We start from the raw sequence: 21,568 nt of genomic DNA, 5'->3' as shown, positions 1-21,568 counted from the left end.
CTCAGTCCTGCGGTGCCGGCTGGTCCGACCCCTGCCCGAGGTCCAGCGTCTCCTCGACCTGCGAGTACGTCAGAACGAGTCCGACGAACGCGAGCGCGGCACCGGCAGTGAAGGGCGTACTGAACGACCCGAAGTTGTACAGCAGGCCCGACGCCAGTGGCCCGATAGCGACGCCGAGACCGAACGCCATCGTCAGGACGGACAGCGTCGTTCCGGACCCGCGCGCGCCGGCCAGATCACCGGCCAGTGCGAGCGACGGGGCGAACACGAGCGCGACGGCGATCCCTTGAACGAATCGGGCCAAAAGCATGAGCCACGGGCCTGTCACGATCCCCTGTGCGAACACCGACGGGACGAGGATGACGAATCCGCCGACGATGAACGGCCGCCGGCCGAACCGATCGCTCGCTCGACCGATGGGCACCTGAAAGACGACGTTCGCGATGACAACGGCGGCGAACTGAACACTGAAGAACAGCGTCGACTCGTCCAGCCGCATCCGGACCGGTCCTTCGAGCGTGGCAAACAGCGCGATAGTGGACGCCATCATGAACGTCCCGACGCCGAGGACAAACACCGAGTCCAGCCCCTCACCATCCCGGTCCAGAATCGCTATCGAGAGGTCTTTTCCGGCCTCCGCCTCGAACGGCGGGTCCTGAATCAGGGCCCACACGAGGGCAAAGCTCACAACAGCGCCTAGCACGGCGACAGCGAAGGCGGCGGTGAAGCCCGATATCGCAGTACCAGCGAACCGGTAGGTCACCACGTCGTTCGCCGCGAGTCCGCCGGTGATGACGACGCCGGCGATAATCGGTCCGAAGCCGAAGCCGATGAGCCGGAAAGTGTTGAACACGCCGAAATTCCCACCGCGTTCGGCGTCGCTCGCGGCGTAATCGTTGACCAGCGCGACCGTCGCCGGAATCGTGAATGCCGCACCGATCCCCTGGAACGCCCGCGCGGCGAGCACCGTCCAGTACGAGGAGAGGAACGGGTAGGCCGCGCTCCCGATAGCGAACAGCACCAGTCCGATGAGGACGAATATCCGGCGCCGCCCGGTCCGGTCCGAGAGCCGCCCAGTGAAGGGCTGACCGAAGCTGTTCAGCAGGCCGAACAGGGACAGCACCAGCCCGATCAGCGTCTCCGTCTGGAGCGTGAGGCCAAGTACCTGCTGGCCGGCGATACCGGCGAGCGACACCTGCCCGCTAGCGATGTACAGAGGGAGGACGATGATGAGAAACGAGTTGCCCAGTGCGTCCGCCATCCGGGCGAACGCCAGCGTCAGAACCCGCGTGTCAGTGCCGAGAACCATCTACTGCCAATGAAGGTGGCCACACTCCTGATAGTTGCGTTCGCCCGCAGGTGGGGCGTATCGACTCAAGAACGGCGTCGGCCAGACAGCGAGCCTCAGCTGTCGTCGGCCTGCTGCTCCGCGATGCCCGTGTAATCGGTCGGCGTCAGCGCTTCCAGTTCGGCCCGCACCTCGTCGCTCACGTCGAGATCGGCGAACATATCGTGGAAGTCCCCGATGGTGACCTCGCGGCCCCGTGTCGCCTTCTTGACCTGCTCGTAGGCATCGGCGTACCCCTCGCGGCGGAGAATCGTCTGGACGGCCTCACCGATTATCTCCGGCGTCGCAGCCAGGTCGTCGGCCATTACCTGCTCGTTGGGGACGACCTTCGCCAGCCCGTTCTGGCACTTGCTGTAGCCGATGAGACAGTGGGCGAAGGCGGCCCCGATGTTGCGCTTGACCGTCGAGTCAGAGAGGTCCCGCTGGAGCCGGGAGTTCGTGACGTAGTCGCCGAGGAAGCGAAGGTCTGAGTTCGCTTTCGAGAGGTTCCCCTCGCTGTTCTCGAAGTCGATGGGGTTGACCTTGTGGGGCATCGTCGAGGACCCCGTCTCGCCTTCGACGGCCTCCTGACCGAGGTAGCGGTCCGAGACGTACAGCCACACGTCCAGATCGAGGTCAAGCAAGATGTTGTTCGCGCCCCGGAGCGCGTCGAACAGGACCGCAAGGTCGTCACAGGGATTGACCTGCGTCGTCAGCGGTTCGTGGTTCAGGCCGAGGTCGTTGACGAAGGACTCGGCGAACATCGGCCAGTCCACGTCGGGGTAGGCGGCGACGTGAGCCGCGTAGGTTCCCGACGCACCGGCGAGCTTTCCGGAGAGGCCCTTGGCGGCCCGCTCCACGCGCCCGATTGCCTGACCCAGTCGCGAGGCGTAGACGGCCATCTCCTTGCCGAACGTCGTCGGCGTCGCGGGCTGGCCGTGGGTGCGAGCGAGCATCGGCACGTCGGCGTAGGTGTGGGCCATCTCGACCAGCGTATCCCGAATCTCGCGGAGTTCGGGTACCAGCACCTCCTCGGCGGCGGGCTTGACCAGCAGCCGCTGGGCGAGGTTGTTCACGTCCTCGCTGGTCAGCCCGAAGTGAATCCAGTTGTCGGCGTCGAGGTCATCGGGCATCCCCAGCCGGATGAAGTACTCGATGGCCTTCACGTCGTGATTGGTCGCCGAATACTCCCCGTACCCTTCAGTTTCGAGTTGCTTGACGACGCTCGCGTCCTCGTCGTCGAACGCCTCGTACAGCGCCCGGAGTGTCGCGCGCTGGTCGTCGTTGATCGACAGCGGCGTGGCGTCGAGGTCGGCGAGCGCGATCAGGTATTCGACTTCCACTTCGACGCGGGCGCGCATCAGCGCCCGCTCGCTGGCGTACGGGACGAGCAGTTCGGTGTAGCGGGCGTATCGGCCGTCGAGCGGCGAAACGGCGGCCAGTGGCCCTCTCTCTGTCATACCCGAGTGTGCGCGGGAGGCGCGAAAAAGCGTGTCGTTCTCCCCCAATCGCGGCGTGGTGCGGCAGCGACGCGTGGCGTGACGGCGGGAAGGGTGGTGCGTCGGGGTTCGGGTAAAAAAGGAGGCCGCGCCGTCAGTTGCTGAACTCGTTGCAGACCGGGATACCGACCGTGTTGTAGTCGCTCATCGCGGCCAGTTCGTCGGGCACTTGATGGATGTCGACCGTGTCTTCGACCAGCGCCGTCGGGTCGAGTTTGCTCGACTCCACCATGTCCAGCATTTCGCTGTACCGCGACGGCTGGAGGCCGAGCGACCCTTTGAAGTCGATTTCTTTGGCGACGAACTCGTCGGTCGGGAGCGAAACCATCCCTTCCTCCTCGCTGGTGGTCAGTCCGATCTGGACGTGCGTGCCGCCCTTACGCAGTGAGTTTACCGCGTTCTGGCAGGTCGTCGCGATACCGAGGGCATCTGCTGACACGTCGGCCCCGCCGTCAGTGATATCTCTGACCGCCTTGGCGGGGTCGTCAACCTCCTGTGCGTTGACGGTGGCGACAGCGCCGAGGTCCTCCGCACGGTCCAGTTTCTCGTCCATCAGGTCGACCCCGATGACGTTGCCGCCGAGGGCGTTCGCGATGTGGACCGCCGAGAGCCCGATGCCGCCACAACCGTGGATGACCACGTCGTCGCCGGCACTGACCGGTGCCCGGTGGGCCATCGCGTGGAACGAGGTCATAAACCGACAGCCCATGCCGGCGGCCGACTCGGCGTCGATACCGTCCGGGAGCGGAACAGCGTTGAGGTCGGCGTTGGGAATGTGGACTTCCTCGGCGAACGCACCTGGAGCTTGGTTCATGAACCCGAGGCCGATGTGATTCTCACAGATGTTCTCGCGTCCGTTCCGACAGAGGTCACAGTTCCCGCAGGCGAAGTTGAACGGAATTGCGACCTCCTGACCCTCCTCGACGTTTTCGACGTCCTCACCGACAGAGACGATTCGGCCTGTCGGCTCGTGGCCGAGGACGTGTGGCGGGTCGGGCCGGTAGCCGAACCAGTCCCAGTCCCCCTGCCAGCAGTGCCAGTCGGACCGACAGATGCCACAGCCGATGACCTCGGCGACGGCACCGTCCGGCTCCGGCTCGGGGCGTTCGACATCCTGTACTGTTAGCGGTTCCTGAAACTCTTCTAGTAGTACTGCCTGCATTACAGTATTAACATTGGATATCTTACTAATGAATATTATGGTTTTTAAACTACAATATGTGTGTCGCCGAGAGGTGTCCATACCCTCATTTTGAGGGGTGGTAGTTCTTACAAGATACATTCAGACTACTTCCAAATACTCATCCACATTTGCCAAATCCGTCGAAACCTGTCAGATATACTCATAACCGTCTCCATCGAAGTGCCTTCGAAAGAGAGTGAAGAGATGGTCTCGCTGGCGGGCAATCTTCAGGTCAGCCAGCCGTAGTCGGCCTCGGCGTCGCCGAAGCGGCCGTCCGGCGGGTCGAAGCGGTAGAGATCCTGTCCAAGTGCAGCCCACGCGAGGCCATAAACAGTCGCCGTCGCTGGCTGGATCCCGAACCCGAGAAACGCAATGGTCCCGGCTCCCAGCAACACGCCCAGCCACGGCGGCTGGATACGTGTCCTGACGAGGCCAGCGGCGACCAGCAGTGACCCGCTGACCAGCACGAGCACGCCGATTCCGATGACTGCCTCGCCGCCGCCATTGAGGAGGCGAACCAGTTGTCCGGCTGCGAAGACGAGACCACCGAGGCCGCCGGCCCACGCGCCGATGGTCCCCGGTCGCTTCATCCGTGCACCGTAGAAATCCTCGATGGCATAATGGCCGGCTACGACACCGAGTGCGGAGGCGATGGTTCCGGCTATGATGGGCAGGCTCGTGGCTGTCTGGCCGGTCGCGGACAGCGCCGCGGCCCAGCCGATCCAGATGATACCGCCAACGGCAGCGACCGCGCCAGCGCGCTGACACCGAAGCTTCGCCATACGGGCGAGTTGGTGGCGGACTACAAATGTACACCGGACCGATAGACGCCGACACCACGGACATAAATAGTGTGTCTCGGTCACATACGACAGAGTGCCCGGGGGTTTCGCAACAACTTTGCACGGTCCGGTCGGTCAGTCCCACATGAAACTCGCCGGTATGGCCAGCAACCGCGGCCGAAATCTCATGAACATCGCGGACCGCGCCCCGGGCGGGGCAGAGTTCGCGGTCGTTCTGACTAACGACGCAGATGCACCGGTACTCGAAGCAGCCGCCGAACGCGGCATCCCAACCGAAGTCGTCGAGCGCGGCGCGGACGAGTCGCGCGAGTCCCACGAGGAGCGCGTTCTCGACGCGCTCTCGGAGTACGACTTCGATCTCGTCACGCTGGACGGCTACATGCGCGTCCTCAGCGAGACGTTCTTGGACGAGACACCGACCGCGCTGAACATCCACCCGAGTCTCCTGCCGAACTTCGCCGGGGCGAACGCCCACGAGCAGGTCCTTGAGGCTGGCGTGAAGGTGACGGGCTGTACCGTCCATGTCCTCGATGAGAGCGTCGACGGCGGCCCTATCGTCACGCAGGAACCCATCCCCGTCTTCGAGGACGACGACGAGGATAGACTCAAGGAGCGCGTGCTCTACGAGGGTGAGTTCACCGCCTACCCGCGGGTCATCGAGTGGTTTGCCGAAGACCGCGTCACCATCGACTGGGACGAAGGCACAGTCTCTGTCGAGGGCGACGACGGCGGCGACTTCCCCGCCCGTCGCATCGTCTCGGACGACCTCGCGTCGAATCTTCGCTACGGGGAAAACCCGCATCAGGACGCCGCGCTGTACACCGACACGACCGTCTCGGAGGCCAGCGTCGTCCACGCCGACCAGCTCAACGAGGGCGCGAAGGCGCTGTCGTACAACAACTACAACGACGCCGACGGCGCGTTGAACCTCATTAAGGAGTTCGAGGAGCCAGCCGCCGCAGTCATCAAACACACTAACCCGGCCGGCTGTGCGACTGCTGACACCGTGGCTGACGCCTACGAGAAGGCGCTGTCGACGGACCCGATGAGCGCCTTCGGCGGCATCGTCGCGCTGAACCGCGAATGTGACGCCGCCACCGCCGAGCAGATCATCGACTCGTTCAAGGAAGTCGTCGTCGCGCCCGGCTACACCGACGCCGCGCTCGATGTGCTGTTCGAGAAGGACAATCTCCGCGTTCTCGATGTGAACGAGAACTTCGAGGTCACAGATAGCCTGACCGAGAAGCCACTGGTCGGTGGCCGACTCGTGCAGGAGCGGGACACCCAGCACCTCTCGGCTGACGACCTCGAAGTCGTCACCGAACGCGAGCCGACCGACGAGCAGATCGAGTCGCTGCTGTTCGCCTGGCACACGCTCAAACACGTCAAGTCCAACGGCATTCTCTTCGCCAAGGGGACGGAGACGGTCGGTATCGGGATGGGGCAAGTGTCACGGGTCGACGCCGTCCGACTGGCCGCGATGAAAGCCGACGAACACGCCGAGGGGAAGGACGCCGAAGGCGCGGTGATGGCCTCGGACGCCTTCTTCCCGTTCCCGGACGGCATCGAGGAGGCCGCCGACGCCGGCATCGAGGCTGTTATCCAGCCTGGCGGCTCGAAGAACGACGAGAGCGTCATCGAGGCCGCGGACGAACACGATATGGCGATGGTGTTCACTGGGCAGCGGTCGTTCAGACACGACTGAGCAGTACCGAGGAAGTGGCTGAACCTCGATAGTCGAGTGCAGCGAGTCTATCGGTGGTTCAGACATGACTGACGGCGGACTTTTTACGGCTTCGCCGGGCTGATTGTCGGCAACGAAAGAGGTTTGCTACCAGCTATTGAACCGGGTTTCGATGGCAGACAACAACGACAGGGAGGAAGCCGTCCGCGATGCCGTGGACGTCTCTCGAAGCGGTGCCCCAGCGGGTGGGAGCGTCATCCGTGACCGGTTCTCCGCCGACGAGATATTCCAGCGTATCATCGTCGCAGCCGACGAGGAGGTGACGTCCGGAACCCGGGAACTCTTTTTCAGCGGGCTCGCCGGCGGGTTCGCTATCACAGTGACGTTCCTGCTGTACGCGTCGCTGTACGGCACGACCGGCGGCGACCCGATACTGAGCGCGCTACTGTACCCACTCGGGTTTATTTTCATCATTCTCGGGGATTACCAGCTCTACACCGAGAACACGCTCCCGCCGGTCGCGCTCGTCCTCGAACGACTATCGAGCATCCCGTCGATGCTTCGCATCTGGGGCGTCGTCCTGGTTTCGAACATCTTCGGCGGGATGCTCGGCGCGCTCGCACTGGCGACGACGAACGTTCTTTCCGACGACGCGGCGGCGGCCGCCGCCGGCTTCGCGCAGAAAGCTATCGCAACGTCACAGCTAACACTGTTCTCGAAGGCGGTGTTCGCCGGCCTCATCGTCGCTGGCGTCGTCTGGGTCGACTACTCGTTGCGGGACAGTATCTCTCGGCTTATGTTGATCTACATCGCCTTTCTGGCGATTCCGTTCGGAAACCTCTATCACGTCGTCGTCTCCGCGACAGAGATGTTCTACCTGGTGTTCATCGGCGAACTGGCGCTGTCTGTTGGCCTCTGGCAGTTCGTTCTCCCAGTACTTCTCGGCAATTCCGTCGGCGGCGTCGTCCTCGTGACCGTCGTCAACTACTTCCATACGACCGAACGACGGCTCGAAACAGCGCGGGATCAGGGTTCCAAGCGCCAGCTTACCATCCGGGAGTGGATCTGGGGCGGGTGGTCCGCTTCGGGTCGCTCGTACGTGCCGGCGACCGACGAAATTCCCCGGAGCGAGCCGGAATCGCGAGAAGAAGAACCCTGACACAAACCATTTCAACGCCCTCCGGCTATCGTTGGTGTGAACTGGGTGAGAGATAACCGGCTGCTACTTCTGTTTGCCGCCGTCGTTCTGACGACGCTTGGGACTGTCGGGCTGGGAATCGTCGGTGTCGTCGCAACAGTCGGGGCGCTCCTCGGTGGCGGCGCGGTCGTCCAGACCTTCGCCGGATTCCTGCTTGGCACACTGTTGCTCGTGGGCGTCGACATCGTCTTCTCGGTCGCGCTGGTCCGTGCGCTGGCCCGACGGGCGTCGGTGCCGAAGAGCCAGCGCGTCGCGGGTAGGCTCGACCGTCTGGAATCCGTTGTGCCACCGCTGGCATCGCTCGGCCTCTCAGACGTGTTCGCACCGCCGGAGCCGACAATCGAGGAGCGACACGAGGCGTTGACGCGCCGGTACGTCGAGGGAGAACTCTCCGAAGCCGAGTACGAGCGGGAACTGCAGGCGCTTCTCGGCGAAGACGAGGACCCGGAGACTGAACTACAGGCCGACGCCGATATCGAGACGGAACTGTCGCGGACCACGACAACCGACACCGAGTACGAACCGGCCCGCGAATAGTACTGAGCGGGTTTTACATACTCGCCCGACAACAGGTCAGATATGGACACACCCACGTTTCTCGAAGTCGAGGTGGAACGGGACGCCGTCGCCTCGGTGCTTGACGCTGTTCCCGGCGTTGCCGTTGTCGACGACGCCACTGCTGTCCCCGCGTCTGGATCAGCAGGGCCGGCTGCAACGGAGGATTCCGGTCCCGGTCTCACGGACCGTCTCGGGTCACTGTGGCGGCAGTGGGGGCTGCTCGGCACTGGGCTGTCGCTGATCGCGCTCGGCGCGGCGACAGCCGGACTCTGGTGGTACCGCCGTCGCAACACTGCCGAAACTGATGTCGGTAGCACCGACGAGGACACGTCGGAATGGGCCACGGAACGTCCAAGCGAGACGCCACCGCCGGCTGAGCCGAGCGTCGACACGCCGTCGCCGACCGACACAGAGTTCGAGCCACCAGCAGCGGTAGAAGAGACCGAGGACACGCCGACTCCAGAGGCGGAGGAAACTGCGCTGGCCGGAGAAATGCCACAAAGTGAGTCCGGGTACCGACAGCAGGACAGCAGTGGAGACACCGAACCGGCCGGCGTTGCCGGGTCGGCGACCGAGATGGGCACTCTGGAGCAAGAGGAGCCGGAGCCAACTGAGACGGACGCAGACGAGCGTCCGGGGGCGAAGATCGACCCGGCACCGCTGCTGGGTGCCGCGTTCCTGATTCTGTCGAGCGCGCTCGGTCGGTGGGCCACGCGTGACCGGAGCGACCAGGCGTAGTTGTCACCGGTAGTGGCGATAGGTAACAGTAGTTGCCAATATACTGTCTTTATTCAGCTGTAGAGGTGAAACGCCCGCTCAGTGAGCCTGCCCATCGAGCAATCTGGCGAGATTCAGGCTCACGTTTTTAATTTCGACCCACGGATCACACCGAACGGGATCAGCATTTCTCCCGGTCTCAACCCGCCGTGCTGACCGATAGTCGGGATCACGGATTCGGCCCAGTCGTGGATGAGTTTGTGGTCCCGATGCGTAATAACAAGATCCCCACAGCGCTGTTCGACAGCTGAGCCACCGCCAAAGAACCTACCATCCTCGATAGTCTTTCTCAGGTAGACGTCAACGTTCTCTCGTTCGAGGGCTGTAATCACTGTGTCCTGCGTTTCCGGATCAACCAAGAGGTGTGTCATCTGCTGGGCTCCGTAGATCCCAGGCACACCATTAACTCGCCGTAAATTGTCGTAGACGGCCTCTATGTCTCGGAGGTCGAGGCAGCCAGGCGGGCCTGGTTCCATATCGATCATCCCGTGGTCGGCGGTGACAAACACGAGTGTGTCGGCCGCTGTCTCGGCGTCTAATTTCTCACCCAACTCGCGTTTGAACGGGCGTGTAATGTCGGCCAGTGTTCGATGGTACGCCTCTGAATCCTGACCTTGATCGTGGGTGACTGTATCGATCTGTGGAAGGTAGACGTAAGTGTAGGTCTGAGCAGTGGCCGATTCGAGTACTTCTCTGAGCTTAGCTGCTGTCTCTGCTGGTCCTTCGACCGGCATCTGGGTGGCACCCCGGAAGGCGACGTTCGCATAATTGGTTCCAAGAGTTGGGGCTGGTTGAATTATCTGTGTTCGGACTCCGGCTTGCTCTAGACGTGGATAGATCGGATCGGCCGTGATGAGGTCACGCGGTGGAAAAGATGGAGTTGACGACGCCGCCGACGTGTTTGTGTGTTCTGAAAACGAGAACGAGTGTACGATGCTATTGTGAGGCGGAATGTAGGAACTACGCCCAAACACACCGTGAGTGCCAGCCGGACGTGCCGTATGAATTGTAGTGATAGCACTTACCGTTGCGGAGGGGACAATACTGGTAAGGGGAGTCACGACACCCTGCTCCGAGACACTCGAAACGACCGGGTCGTCGGAATCTCGCTGCCAACGCTTCCATCCGAGGCCATCTAACAAAATAACCACGACGTGTTCGGCCGAAGGCTCGATATTACCGAACACGTCGTTAGGGAGCGTTGGTCCGACATCGACGTTCAAAACGCTTGCGGCTGTACCAGGAATATTAGCGAAGCAGTAGTCGTCGTATGCCGGATAGAGCGCTGTGCCCTCTTGATACTGCTCCCGAAGATACCCCTCTATTTCTGTCTGGAGCACGGGTAGTTACTCGATATATGAGTCAATAAAATCACCGACGGGGTTAGTTATTACGGCGGTCCCGTATAGCGAGTGAGAGGCGAGGACTTGTCGAACTCTTCATTTGGTGATAGTGCTCACAAGATGAACGGCCGGCCGCACGACTGCGCCCCAGAGACGTTCGCGGGCGTTCCCGTGAACCAGCGTTCCTCACGGCGCGGACGGAGATGCGTCGGCACTCAGCCGGCCCAGCGGCCAGCCTGAGCAGACCGTCGGGAACCACGAGACGCTCTTTCGACTGTCGCTCGTCGAGGGCGAGAGTCGGTACGACCCACAGGATTTCACGCACAACAGCGTGGAGGGCGCCGTGCGCGACCTCCTGACCGAAAACGACCCAGAAACGATGCATCGGGCGTGGCTGGACAGCAACATCGTCTCGGCGTTCACGGAGAGCGTCTACTACCCCTACACGAGTCTGAAGTACCACACGCTCCTCGTGGCGGTGCTGCTGGACAACTACCGCTCCGGCCACGAGTTCGCCGACTTCCGCTTGGTCGTCGACGACGCGGACGAGATCGTGCCCCACCAAAGTTCGTAGGCATCGCGAGCGTCCTGGTCGAGTGCCTCAACGTTGATCCGCTCCAACGCCGACAGGGCTTGGTGGGCGTTTTCTTCGTGGCTCGTACGCTAACCAACACAGGGTGAGAAAGTAGCCTTTGTGTTGGTTAGCTGTGCCAATACGGTTTCATTACTCAGCAGAAGAGGTGAAATGCCCGCTCAGTGAGCCTGCGAACGGAGTAACAACGACTGACAAATAGATATATGGCCTTCGCAAAATTGAGATCCATAACACATTTGTGGAAAGGTGGTAACTTCTGATTCGCAATGGTATCACTTGGCCTTGTCATTGCTCAATTCTACGAGGATATTGCGGAGTCAATGGAAGAACAGGCGCTCAATAAGGCTTCACGACTGGATGCCAAGATCGCTCGGACGGTGTCTGTTCGAGGGGTCTATGACAGCCCACTGGCCGCTGACCGCCTTGCACGCCGGAACGAGATTGATGCGGTTGCCGTGTTAGGGGCTGTAATATCCGGTGATACAGACCACGATCAGGTTGTCGCACATACCGCAGCTCGAAAACTGAGTGACGTGAGCCTCCAGCGTGATACCCCCGTGGCATTCGGGATAATCGGACCAGGGATGAGTTCGACGGAGGCATCCGAGCGAATCGAATATGGCGTTGAAGCCATCCCGATTGCCGTTGAAACTGTCAAAGAACTACCGTAGCGTAGTGTCGTTTGTATCTTCATCGCACTGCTGTCTTCTTTCCTGCACTGACCGATACGGCCGTTTCAGTTTCAGAGGGTTAGCTGAATACAGAAACCCGGTTACCAACTACTGGTAAGGAAGCGGGCGTTCTGGCCCGAAACACGCAACAGTCCGACAGGCTAAAGCGAACGGCTCCGATAGCCCGACCATGGAGTTCCACGAGGCCGCGAACTTCCTCTTCGAGTTGCGCCGGTTCGCCCCGCGACCCGGCACTGATGCCACGCAGGACCTGCTATCGTCGCTCGGTGACCCACATGAGGGCCTTCGCTGCGTCCAGATTGCGGGGTCCAACGGAAAAGGGTCCACCGCGCGGATGGTCGAACGAACGCTGCGGGAAGCCGGCCTCGATGTCGGGCTGTACACCTCGCCGCATCTCGACGACGTGCGTGAGCGGATCCGTATCAACGGGCGGAAGCTCTCCGAGGCCGCCCTCGTCGAGTTCGTCGAATCGGTCCGGACGTACGTGACCGAACAGGGCGCAGCCAACGACTCGCCCACGTTTTTCGAGACGATGACCGCGATGGCGCTGTGGGAGTTCGACCGTCAGGACGTCGATGTCGCGGTTCTGGAGGTCGGTATCGGCGGCCGATACGACGCCACGAGCGTGGTCGACCCGGTCGCCAGCGCTGTCACATCCGTGACGCTCGAACACACTCACATTCTCGGCGATACTGTCGAGGAAATTGCCCACGATAAGGCCCACGTCGCCCCCGAGGACGCGCCGCTGGTGACCGGGACGACTGGCGACGCGCTGGCCACCGTCCGTGAGGTCGCCGACAGCGTTGTGACTGTCGGCGAAGACGACGACGACGACGTGACGGCCACGTACGGCGGTCGCGAGGGGCTGGAAGGGGCAATCTCGGTCGACGGTCCAGACTGGAGCGTCGATACACACCTCCCGCTGCTTGGCGCACACCAGGCACAGAACGCCGGCATCGCGGCCACGCTGTGTCGGCAGGTCGCGGATGTCTCACAAACGGACCTCGAACGCGGTCTGCGAAACGCCCACTGGCCCGGTCGGTTCGAAGTGGTGAACGAGTCGCCGCTAGTCGTCCTTGACGGTGCGCACAACCCCGGAAGCATCGAGCGCACCGCCGAAACGCTGTCCTCGTTCGACTACGACGACCTCCACGTCGTCATCGGCGCGATGGTGGACAAGGACCACGAACACATCGCCGCGGCGCTGCCGGACCCGGACCACGTCGTCGCTTGCCGGCCGAACGTCGACCGGGCGGAGTCCCACCACGTCGTCGCGACCGCGGTGGAGAACGCGACCGACGCCACAGTTGAGACGCGTAGTGACGTTACAGGGGCGCTCGATATCGCACTCGACGCCGCGGAGTCCGGTGATGCGGTCCTCGTGGTGGGATCGCTGTACGCTGTGCGGGAGGCCCGGACCAACTGGTCACGCTCGCTGGTCCCTAAACAGGTCGACTCGCTGGCCGAGGCCCGCGAGGCCATCGAGAGCGCTCACGTCACCGCAGCCGGGACCCAGCGGATGCGGGGGAAGGGCGTCCACCGCGTCCTGCACACTCGCGTCCAGCCACGACAGGCCCAGTACCTCAAGGAGGAACTGCTGTCGCTGGGCGGCGAATGTGCGATTTCCGGCTTGAGCAGTCAGGACGAGGAGTCAATCGATGTGGTCACGATGGCGACGATGGCCCAGTACAGGCGGCTTGCCGGGAAACTCGACGGCCAGTCCTACGGGCTCGCGTCGTTCGCCGACGAACTACGGGCGGCGCTGTCTATCCAGCAGCCAGCGCCCGATACGACGGCAGCGTATCCCTGGGACGACGGGACGGCCGTGATGGGCATCTGTAACATCACCCCGGACTCCTTCCACGACGGCGGCGAGTACAACGCCACTGACGACGCCGTCGCCCGCGCCGAGCGGATGGTTGAGGCCGGTGCGGACATCCTCGACATCGGCGGGGAGTCGACCCGTCCCGGTGCCGAGCCGGTTCCGGTCGAGGAGGAGATCGACCGCGTGGTGCCGGTTATCGAGGCGCTCTCGGAGCTGGACGTCGCCATCTCCGTCGATACGCGGAAAGCTCCTGTCGCGCGAGCAGCGCTCGATGCCGGTGCAGACATCCTGAACGACGTGTCCGGGCTCGAAGACCCGGAGATGCGCCTCGTCGCCGCTGAGTACGACGTGCCGGTGGTCGTGATGCACTCCATCGAGACGCCAGTCGACCCGGACAGCGATATCCACTACGACGACGTGGTCGAGGACTGCATCGACCAGTTGACCGAGCGCGTTCTGCTCGCGGAGAAGGCCGGGCTCGACCGCGACCAGATTATCGTCGATCCAGGCATCGGCTTCGGGAAATCGCCCACAGAAGATTTCGAACTACTCGACCGACTGCCGGAGTTCGAGGCACTCGGCTGCCCGATTCTGGTGGGCCACTCCCACAAGTCGCTGTTCGGGCTTGTCGGACAGGAGGCGGGCGACTGTCTGGAGGCGACCATCGCCGGAACGACGCTAGCGGCCGAGCGGGGGGCTGACATCGTTCGTGTCCACGACGTCCCAGAGAACGTTGCCGCCGTTCGCGTCGCCGAGGCAGCCCGCGATCCACAGAAGTTCGAGGACTGATTCTGACTGCTAAACAGGCGGCCGGATAATCGCCAGACGTGACCGACAACCCAAATATTTGGCCACCATTTTTATATTTCTCAATGGTGAGAATCAGGGGCGAACATATAACCCCTATGTCGGTTGACTCTTCTCCATGGCATTCCAGAGCGAGAGTACGGGCTCTCGGAAACGTATCACTGAATCTGACAGGTCTGGCGTCGACGGCGGGACACTGACCGATCGTATCGGACTGGACGCTGGGGAGATACGCTGGCGGAAGGATTTTACTGGATTTGACGAGTCTGACGCCGACAATCTCACCGCGATGGCAGATGAGACGAACGCCCGGGCGGAATCTGTCGTCGACGACTTCTACGATCACCTCCAGTCGTTCGACGAGACTGTCGAGATTTTTGGACGGTCCACCAAGTCAGTCGACCAGCTCAAAAACACACAGTCGCAGTACCTCCGGGACCTCGTCGCCGGGACCTACGACAAACAGTACTTCGAGAACCGGGCCCGTATCGGGAAGATTCACGATATGCTCGACCTCGGCCCGAAGATCTATCTTGGGGCCTACACCATCTATTTCGAACACTTCCTGCGGACAATCGTCGAAGACCTGCAATCGGGCGACGCTGCCCGGGACGAGGCCCTCGAAGAAATGCAGTCGCGGGCGCTGTCAGTGTTCAAACTGCTCAACCTCGACCAGCAGGTCGCGATGGACACCTACATCGACTCGTACAGCCAGCGTCTGGAATCGGCAATCGATGACCAGCAGACGCTGATGCAGGAAGTCGAAAGCGGACTGCAGGAGCCTATCGACGAACTGAGCACCTCCGCCGAGGAGGTCGCCCAGACGAACAAGCAGATTAACGCCGCCGCCGAGAGTCAGTCCGAGTCGATGGACGAAGTGGCGGGCGAGGTCGCGGATATGAGCGCGACAATCGAAGAGATCGCCTCGACCGCCGAGGAGGTCGCAAGTACCAGCACATCGGCCGAGCAGAAAGCTGAGCGCGGGAACGAAGCCGCACAGCAGGCCGCGGCCATGATGAACGATGTCGACGACGCCGTCGATACGGTGTCGGCTGACATCGCGGGCTTACAGGAGCAGGCCGACGAGATCGACGACATCGTCGAAGTGATAAACGACATCGCGGACCAGACCAACATGCTCGCGCTGAACGCCTCCATCGAGGCTGCCCGCGCCGGGGAAGCGGGCGACGGGTTCGCCGTCGTCGCCGACGAAATCAAAACGCTCGCCGGGGACTCACAGGAACACGCGAACCAGATCGAGGACACCGTCACGGAGATTCAGGACGAGACCGTCGACGCCGTCGAGAGCCTCGAAACTGTGACCGAGCAGGTAACGGAGGGTATCGACCAGGTCGAGACGGCAGCCGAACGACTCGAAGAGATCGTCTCGGCGGTCAACGAGGCATCACAGGGCATTCAGGAGGTGTCCGCAGCGACCGACGACCAGGCGGCGTCGACAGAAGAAGTCGCCAGCATGGTCGACGAACTGTCGAACGGCATCGACGAGATGTCGGCACAGCTCGACGACCTCGCGGCGACGAATGAGAAGCAGACGGAGAAGATTCAGGACGTGGCAGAGACCGCGCGGCGACTCGACACAGATACGGCGTAACTTCGATTATACGCCGGAAGTTCAATCGCCGGCCAGCCGTGTATGCGAGGGTGCCCGGAGTGTCCCCGCTCACACACCACCCAAAGAGCTATTCCGGACAGTCGAGAGCACCGCGTATGAACCGACGCGACATCGTCCGCGAGGGCTACGACGATATCGCCGCGGCATACGCAGCCCAGCGTGACGGCGAGGGTCGCGAGCGCGATCTGGTCGCGGACCTTGCGGATCGGCTGCCCGCCGAGAGCCGGATTCTCGATGCCGGCTGTGGCGCTGGGACGCCCGCGATGGACGTTCTCGCAGCCGATCACACCGTCACGGGGCTGGATATCTCTCGTGAGCAGCTACAGATGGCAGGCGAGCGGCTCCCCGGATCGCGGCTCTGTCAGGGAGAGCTGGCGGCGCTGCCGTTCCCGGCAGATACGTTCGATGCGGTCGTCTCACTGCACGCGGTCATCCACGTCCCGCGAGCGGAACACGCCGCTGTCTTCGGCGAGTTCGAGCGCGTGCTCGAACCGGGCGGTCGGCTACTGGCCGCGCTGGGCGACGAACAGTGGGAAGGCACCAACGAGGACTGGTTAGGGACCGATACTGAGATGGCTTGGAGCTTCCACGGCCGCGAGCGCAATCGTGAGCTACTGACCGAGGCCGGCTTTTCCGTCACCGATGTCGAGACCGTCGACGACGAACTCGGTGGGGTGTTCGCGTTTTTCCGGGCGCGAGCGTAGCTCCTCGCCTGCTCACTCCGTCTTCACCGGCGGCTCGACGGCCTCGGCCTCTGTCTCTGTCACGCGGATGCCCTTCGAGGCGAGGTGGCGCATCTGCCGGCGGACGAAGTCCTCCTCCGTCGTCCCTCGCGTCGCAAGAATGACCATCCGGGCGTCACCGGCGGGGCGCATCGTCCGCCCGGCCCGCTGTGCGCCCTGCCGACGGGACCCACCCAGACCAGAAGCGACGAGCGCGAGTTCGGCGTCCGGCAGGTCGATCCCCTCGTCGCCGACGCGGGAGACGACCAGCGTGTTCAGTTCGCCACGGCGGAATTCGTCAAACAGCTTCTCCCGGCGGGCGTGTGGCGTCTCGCCGCTGATAAACGGCGCATCGATGGCCTCGCTGATGGCCTCGCCCTGGTCGAGATACTCGATGAACACCAGCGCCTTTGCGGCCGGGTTCTCGGCCAGCGCGTAGCGGATCTCGTCGATTTTCCCGGTGTTGCTGGCAGCGGCCTGCCGGCGGTCGTGGCCCGAGGTAGAGCTATACTCGGACTGTTCGGTCTCGTTCCCCCACGGCACAAGGCGGATTTCGACCTCAGGCTCGGCGACGTAGCCCTCGTCGAACAGTTTGCCCCAGTCCGTGCCGATGGGCGGGCCGATGAGCGTGAATATCTCCTCCTCGTCGTCGCTCTCTCTGGTCGGCGTGGCGGTCAGCCCCAGGCGGTGTTTGGTCTGGAGATCGGCGCTTCGGCGGTGAATCGGCGACGGGACGTGGTGGACCTCGTCGAAGACGATGAGGCCCCACTTGCGCTGGTCGAACAGCTTCCGGTGCCGGTCCATCCCCGCGGTCCGGTAAGTGGCGATGGTAACGGGGCGGATAGACTTCTCGCCGCCGTGGTACTCGCCGATGTCGTCGTCGGTCAACGAAGTGTGCCGGACCAGTTCGTCGTGCCACTGGGTCGCGAGCTCACGGGAGGGGACGAGAATCAGCGTTTCGCCGCTGATAGCGGCCATCGCACCCATCGCGGCGACGGTCTTGCCAGACCCGGGCGGGCCGACGAACACGCCCGAGCCCTGTTCGGTGAACCGCTCCACCCAGTCCTGCTGGTAGTCTCGCAGGCGTAGACGGAGGTCCATCTCGATGGCGTCGCCCGTTTCGAGGTCACGGTCGTCCCGGACCGGATACCCCGCCTCGTACAGCGTGCGCTTGATTTCGGCGGTCGCGTCCTCGTTGACCCACGACTCGGAGTCAGAAATCGGGGCTCGGAGGTGGTCGTCGTCGAGTTTCGGCCGGGCGACGTTCCCCATCAGGTCGTCGCTGTCGGCTTCGAGCACGACGTACCCGTCCTCGTGGGTCTTCAGGCGGAACTTCCGGGCGCGTTCCCACTGGCTCGTCACCCACTCTTCGAGGTGGGGCGAGCGCTCGCCCAGCACGTCCCGCATCGTCGCTAGCAGGTCCTCCAGGGATTCGTGCGGTGCGGCCCAGATGTCCTCCTCGCGGAGTTCGTACACGTAGCCGCCCGAGCGGTTGGTGTCCTGCAGGCGGGCGAACTGCGAGAGCTGTGCCCGCGTGAACTGGTCGGGGTGTTCGACGACGACCTCCCTGCGGTCGGGAAACAGGACCACACGCTCTCGGTCAGTTACCTCGGCGATGTCTGTCGGATACCATACAGACTCGACCTCGGACACGTTCTGGCGCTCGATGTCGCCGTCGTCGGCGAGACGCTCCAGTTCTGCCCGCGCCTCGTCGGGTGTCAGGTCCGTCTTTCGGGAGAACTCCGTCGCCGTCAGGTGCGGACGACCGACGGCGTCGATAGCGTCGTAGACGGCGTCGAGTTCGAGTTCCGTGGCGGGGTCCGAGTCGTCGTCTCGGTCGGCTGGCTCCTCAGCTGTCACTACTGATTGGAGGGTGTCGACGCTCAAACGGGTTTCGTCTGGACACTCACTGAGGCGGTTGCGAATACATACCTTAATATAGCGCCACCTAGACCTGCCGGCATGGTTGAGGGAATCGCGGCTGGACCGTGGTCGATCGTTCCCGCGCTCGTCGCCATCGGTCTCGCCTGGTACACCCGGGACGCGCTTATCGGGCTGTTCGTAGGCATCGTCATCACAGGCATGCTGGTCGGCGCGTTACATCCTCAGGCTGTTGGGGTCCCGTCGGACCTGATCACCGCTGGCGGTGAAGTGGCAACTATCCAGCCACAGGCCGACGACGGGAGTCCCTGGACAGTCGGCGTCGGTGGCATCGTACTCGGAGGTATCTTCGGGCTGAAGCTCGTTCCGGAGATCATCGCCACGGCCCCGCTGTTCGGGGAGTGGTACGTGAAGAACGTCCTGCTCGCCATCTTCGCAATCGGCGGGCTGATCGGACTGATGATCCGAGCCGGGGCGATCCAGGGCGTGCTGGAGGCGCTGGTGGCGCGAGCCGATTCCGCCGCAGATGCCGAGAAAGCCGCATTTCTGGCCGGTATCGCCATCCACATCGACGACTACTTCAACTGCCTCGTGGTCGGCTCGATGATGCGCCCGCTGACAGACAAGTTCGACGTGTCACGGGCCAAACTGGCCTACTACGTCGACTCGGCGGGGTCACCAGCGTCCCGGCTTGCGTTCTACTCAACGTGGGGCGCGGCAATGGTCGGCTTCATCGGGGGCGGCCTCGTCGAGGCACAGCAGCAGGGAACGCTCCCGGCCAGCATGACCAACTTCGTGAACACCGGCGGCGAGCAGGTCACCGCGGCGACCGGGGCCGTCTGGCCGCTGTTTTTCAACACGCTGTTTACCGGCTTCTATTCGTGGATTGCGCTCGGCCTCGCTGGCCTCGTCGCGTGGCAAGTCGTGCCAAACATCTACGGGATGGGAACCGAGGAGTCCCGAGCGAGAAACGAGGGGAAGGTCGTCGGCGACGATGCCGACCCGATGATTTCCGCGGAGATGGACGAGTACGAGGTGTCCGAAACCGCCACGCCGGACTGGCGGAACTTCGCCTGGCCCATTGTCACCATGATCGTCGTCGGCCTCGGTGCGATGTTCTGGCGGGCCAGCCCCGTCATCTACGTCAAGGGGAAGGAAGGGATGGGGGCCACGCTGCTCCAGCTCGGCAGTTGGCAGCTAATCACGCCGCCGAGCGGGCCGTGGGCATTCAACATCGGGGGCGTCCAGTTGGGTCTCGCCTCGTTCTCAGCACTCATCGTCGGCTTCCTGCTGTATCGCTGGAAGGGCGACATCCCGTCCAACGACGACGCGACCGATGCGATGATGGTCGGCTTCAAGGGCATCCTCCTCGCGGCTGTCATCCTGATGTTCGCCAGTTCCATCCAGAACGCGGTGACGATACTGGGTATCTCGTCGTTCGTGACGAACGTCTTCGGCGGCGTGCCGGCGTTCATCATTCCGGTCGGCGTCTTCCTTGTGACGTCGTTTGTCAGCTTCTCCGATGGGTCATCGTGGTCGACCTACGGCATCATGTTCCCCATCGCCATCCCGCTGGCGTTCTCGACGGGCGCGAACCTCCCACTCGTCCTCGGCGCGGTGTTCAGTGGCGGTATCTTCGGTGATCACACCTCGCCGATCAGCGATACGACCGTCTTGGCCTCCTCAACGAGCGGAAGCGACCACATGGTCCACGTCAGGAGCCAGGCACCCTATGCCCTCATGGCGGCGGGTATCGCGGCCGCGCTGTTCCTCGTGTTCGGACTGGTGCTTCCCGAAGGATTCCGCGTCATCCCGTACTGACTGGTGGCGATTTGTCCGCGTCGTCAGCGCGTCTGAACGCCGTTCGATCAGAATAGACCGACACTCTCGATACGCGACTCGTACAGGTCCTCGTACTCCGCCCGGACCTGCGCGTGGTCGAACTCGGCGAAGGACTCGTCGACGGTCCGGCGCTCGAAACCGGCCGATTCGGTGATTTTGTCGGCGATCTCCTGCGGGTTCGTCACCCGGAACGCGCGGTCACGCTGTTCGATGAGTTCGTGGGCCGACGACTCGGCCTGGTACTCCACGATGCCGATACAGCCACAGGCCATCGCCCAGAGGAGGTCCGTGGCGAAGCACTCCCGGAACGCTGTCTGGACGAAGACGTGTGCACCCTTGTAAATCGAGACGCGCTCTTCGATGTCGCACGCGCCGACGAAGGTCACGCGGTCGTCGATTCGGAGGTCGGCAGCCTCCTGTTCGTAGTACTCCCGTTCCGGGCCGTCACCGATGATTGTCGCCGACCAGCCCTTCTGTCTGAGTTCTGCCAGACCCAGCAGTAGCGACTCGACGTTCGCGCTGCCGTCCAGTCGGTGGGCGTACACCACGTCGATCTCTTCGTCGACGTCGGCCTGTTTAACGAGGCCCATGTCGATGCTCTGTGGGAGTATCGCAGTCTGGTCCGCCGTCGCTCCCCGTTCGCGGACCCGCGTACGGACGAGTTCAGAGGGTGTGATGAGGCAGTCCGAGGCCCGGAGCGCGAGGTCGGCGCGGCGACTCTCGGGTATGTCCTCATCCCCGTACCACTCCGTGAGAAGCGGCGCTCGCGAAAGTGTTGCGCCGGCCTTGGCCGCGAGCGCGACCGACGCCGGCGTCGGGTGGACGTGGACGACATCCGGTCGGAATCGTGCCAACATGAACGGGAGGCGGACACAGAACGAGGGTACGGTCGGCGAGACGGTGACGGCGCGGTACGTGATGCCGTCGCGCTCGCGCTGGTTGTCGAACCCCGGCCACCACTGCGAGCAGAACACGGTCACGTCGTGGCCGGCAGCGGCGAGTTCGGTAGCCACCCGCTCCAGCCGGGTCCGGCCCACTGTGTCCCGGTACTGACTCGTCTCCATGGCGACGACCGCGACACGCATACAGGGGCGACGACGTGGCCGCTCAAAAATCCACCCGTTCGCGGTTGACGGCGGTAGACGGCAGGTCAACGCTCCAGAACGCTGTCGTTCGGCTGGAGGTTTATTACAGCAACT

Annotated in this window: 17 protein-coding genes; 10 read left to right on the top strand and 7 right to left on the bottom strand. The window is 63.1% G+C overall.

Features of this window, described 5'->3' with window-relative positions:
* Position 1 precedes the first annotated feature (1 nt).
* From IEY38_RS19515 to IEY38_RS19500, 4 genes are all read right to left on the bottom strand, one after another.
* Positions 2-1,309 (bottom strand): MFS transporter, encoded by a 1,308-nt coding sequence (locus IEY38_RS19515; RefSeq protein WP_188980443.1) that lies wholly within the window; start codon positions 1,307-1,309, stop codon positions 2-4.
* A gap of 95 nt (positions 1,310-1,404) precedes the next feature.
* Positions 1,405-2,787 carry an adenylosuccinate lyase gene (gene purB, locus IEY38_RS19510; protein ID WP_188980441.1) on the bottom strand — a complete coding sequence of 461 codons (1,383 nt, stop codon included), beginning with the start codon at positions 2,785-2,787 and terminating at the stop codon, positions 1,405-1,407.
* Between the two features lie 133 nt (positions 2,788-2,920).
* On the bottom strand, positions 2,921-3,988 hold the full coding sequence (locus tag IEY38_RS19505; RefSeq protein WP_188980439.1) for a zinc-dependent alcohol dehydrogenase family protein: 1,068 nt from the start codon (positions 3,986-3,988) through the stop codon (positions 2,921-2,923).
* A gap of 248 nt (positions 3,989-4,236) precedes the next feature.
* Positions 4,237-4,791 (bottom strand): hypothetical protein, encoded by a 555-nt coding sequence (locus IEY38_RS19500; RefSeq protein WP_188980437.1) that lies wholly within the window; start codon positions 4,789-4,791, stop codon positions 4,237-4,239.
* 145 nt (positions 4,792-4,936) lie between these two features.
* On the opposite strand from IEY38_RS19500, the gene purH reads away from it, so the two are divergent.
* The 4 genes from purH to IEY38_RS19480 all read left to right on the top strand — a co-directional run bounded on the left by purH (position 4,937) and on the right by IEY38_RS19480 (position 8,990).
* Entirely contained in the window at positions 4,937-6,517 is a 1,581-nt protein-coding gene (purH, locus tag IEY38_RS19495) for a bifunctional phosphoribosylaminoimidazolecarboxamide formyltransferase/IMP cyclohydrolase (RefSeq protein WP_188980435.1), read from the top strand.
* Between the two features lie 151 nt (positions 6,518-6,668).
* On the top strand, positions 6,669-7,655 hold the full coding sequence (locus IEY38_RS19490; RefSeq protein WP_188980433.1) for a formate/nitrite transporter family protein: 987 nt from the start codon (positions 6,669-6,671) through the stop codon (positions 7,653-7,655).
* A 36-nt stretch (positions 7,656-7,691) separates the two neighbouring features.
* Entirely contained in the window at positions 7,692-8,231 is a 540-nt protein-coding gene (locus IEY38_RS19485) for a hypothetical protein (RefSeq protein ID WP_188980431.1), read from the top strand.
* Positions 8,232-8,273: 42 nt separating this feature from the next.
* Positions 8,274-8,990 (top strand): hypothetical protein, encoded by a 717-nt coding sequence (locus tag IEY38_RS19480; RefSeq protein WP_188980429.1) that lies wholly within the window; start codon positions 8,274-8,276, stop codon positions 8,988-8,990.
* 119 nt (positions 8,991-9,109) lie between these two features.
* Here the strand turns inward: IEY38_RS19480 and IEY38_RS19475 are convergent, their stop codons facing one another.
* On the bottom strand, positions 9,110-10,180 hold the full coding sequence (locus IEY38_RS19475; RefSeq protein ID WP_229775392.1) for an alkaline phosphatase family protein: 1,071 nt from the start codon (positions 10,178-10,180) through the stop codon (positions 9,110-9,112).
* Between the two features lie 523 nt (positions 10,181-10,703).
* On the opposite strand from IEY38_RS19475, the gene IEY38_RS21420 reads away from it, so the two are divergent.
* The 5 genes from IEY38_RS21420 to IEY38_RS19450 all read left to right on the top strand — a co-directional run bounded on the left by IEY38_RS21420 (position 10,704) and on the right by IEY38_RS19450 (position 16,628).
* Positions 10,704-10,946, top strand: coding sequence for a hypothetical protein (locus IEY38_RS21420; RefSeq protein ID WP_229775389.1), 243 nt, complete (start codon positions 10,704-10,706; stop codon positions 10,944-10,946).
* A 287-nt stretch (positions 10,947-11,233) separates the two neighbouring features.
* Positions 11,234-11,638 carry a 6,7-dimethyl-8-ribityllumazine synthase gene (gene ribH / locus IEY38_RS19465; protein ID WP_188980419.1) on the top strand — a complete coding sequence of 135 codons (405 nt, stop codon included), beginning with the start codon at positions 11,234-11,236 and terminating at the stop codon, positions 11,636-11,638.
* A gap of 190 nt (positions 11,639-11,828) precedes the next feature.
* Positions 11,829-14,273, top strand: coding sequence for a dihydropteroate synthase (folP, locus tag IEY38_RS19460; RefSeq protein ID WP_188980417.1), 2,445 nt, complete (start codon positions 11,829-11,831; stop codon positions 14,271-14,273).
* A gap of 136 nt (positions 14,274-14,409) precedes the next feature.
* Entirely contained in the window at positions 14,410-15,903 is a 1,494-nt protein-coding gene (locus tag IEY38_RS19455) for a globin-coupled sensor protein (RefSeq protein ID WP_188980415.1), read from the top strand.
* Between the two features lie 116 nt (positions 15,904-16,019).
* The gene (locus IEY38_RS19450) at positions 16,020-16,628 is read left to right on the top strand and encodes a class I SAM-dependent methyltransferase (protein ID WP_188980413.1); all 609 of its coding nucleotides are present in this window, start codon (positions 16,020-16,022) and stop codon (positions 16,626-16,628) included.
* Between the two features lie 12 nt (positions 16,629-16,640).
* Here IEY38_RS19450 and IEY38_RS19445 read toward each other — a convergent pair whose 3' ends face one another.
* Entirely contained in the window at positions 16,641-18,506 is a 1,866-nt protein-coding gene (locus IEY38_RS19445; protein ID WP_188980411.1) for a DEAD/DEAH box helicase, read from the bottom strand.
* 102 nt (positions 18,507-18,608) lie between these two features.
* Here IEY38_RS19445 and IEY38_RS19440 point away from each other — a divergent pair, with 102 nt between their 5' ends.
* Complete coding sequence (locus IEY38_RS19440; RefSeq protein ID WP_188980409.1) at positions 18,609-20,348, top strand: Na+/H+ antiporter NhaC family protein; 1,740 nt, start codon at positions 18,609-18,611, stop codon at positions 20,346-20,348.
* Between the two features lie 47 nt (positions 20,349-20,395).
* Here the strand turns inward: IEY38_RS19440 and IEY38_RS19435 are convergent, their stop codons facing one another.
* Positions 20,396-21,454, bottom strand: a complete 1,059-nt coding sequence (locus tag IEY38_RS19435; RefSeq protein WP_188980408.1) for a glycosyltransferase — start codon at positions 21,452-21,454, stop codon at positions 20,396-20,398.
* Positions 21,455-21,568: the final 114 nt, after the last annotated feature.

It is taken from the genome of Haloarcula sebkhae (assembly GCF_014647415.1).
Classification (GTDB): domain Archaea; phylum Halobacteriota; class Halobacteria; order Halobacteriales; family Haloarculaceae; genus Haloarcula; species Haloarcula sebkhae.
The sequence above is the reverse complement of the archived record's forward strand: the minus strand, read 5'-3'. Positions and strand labels throughout refer to the sequence as shown.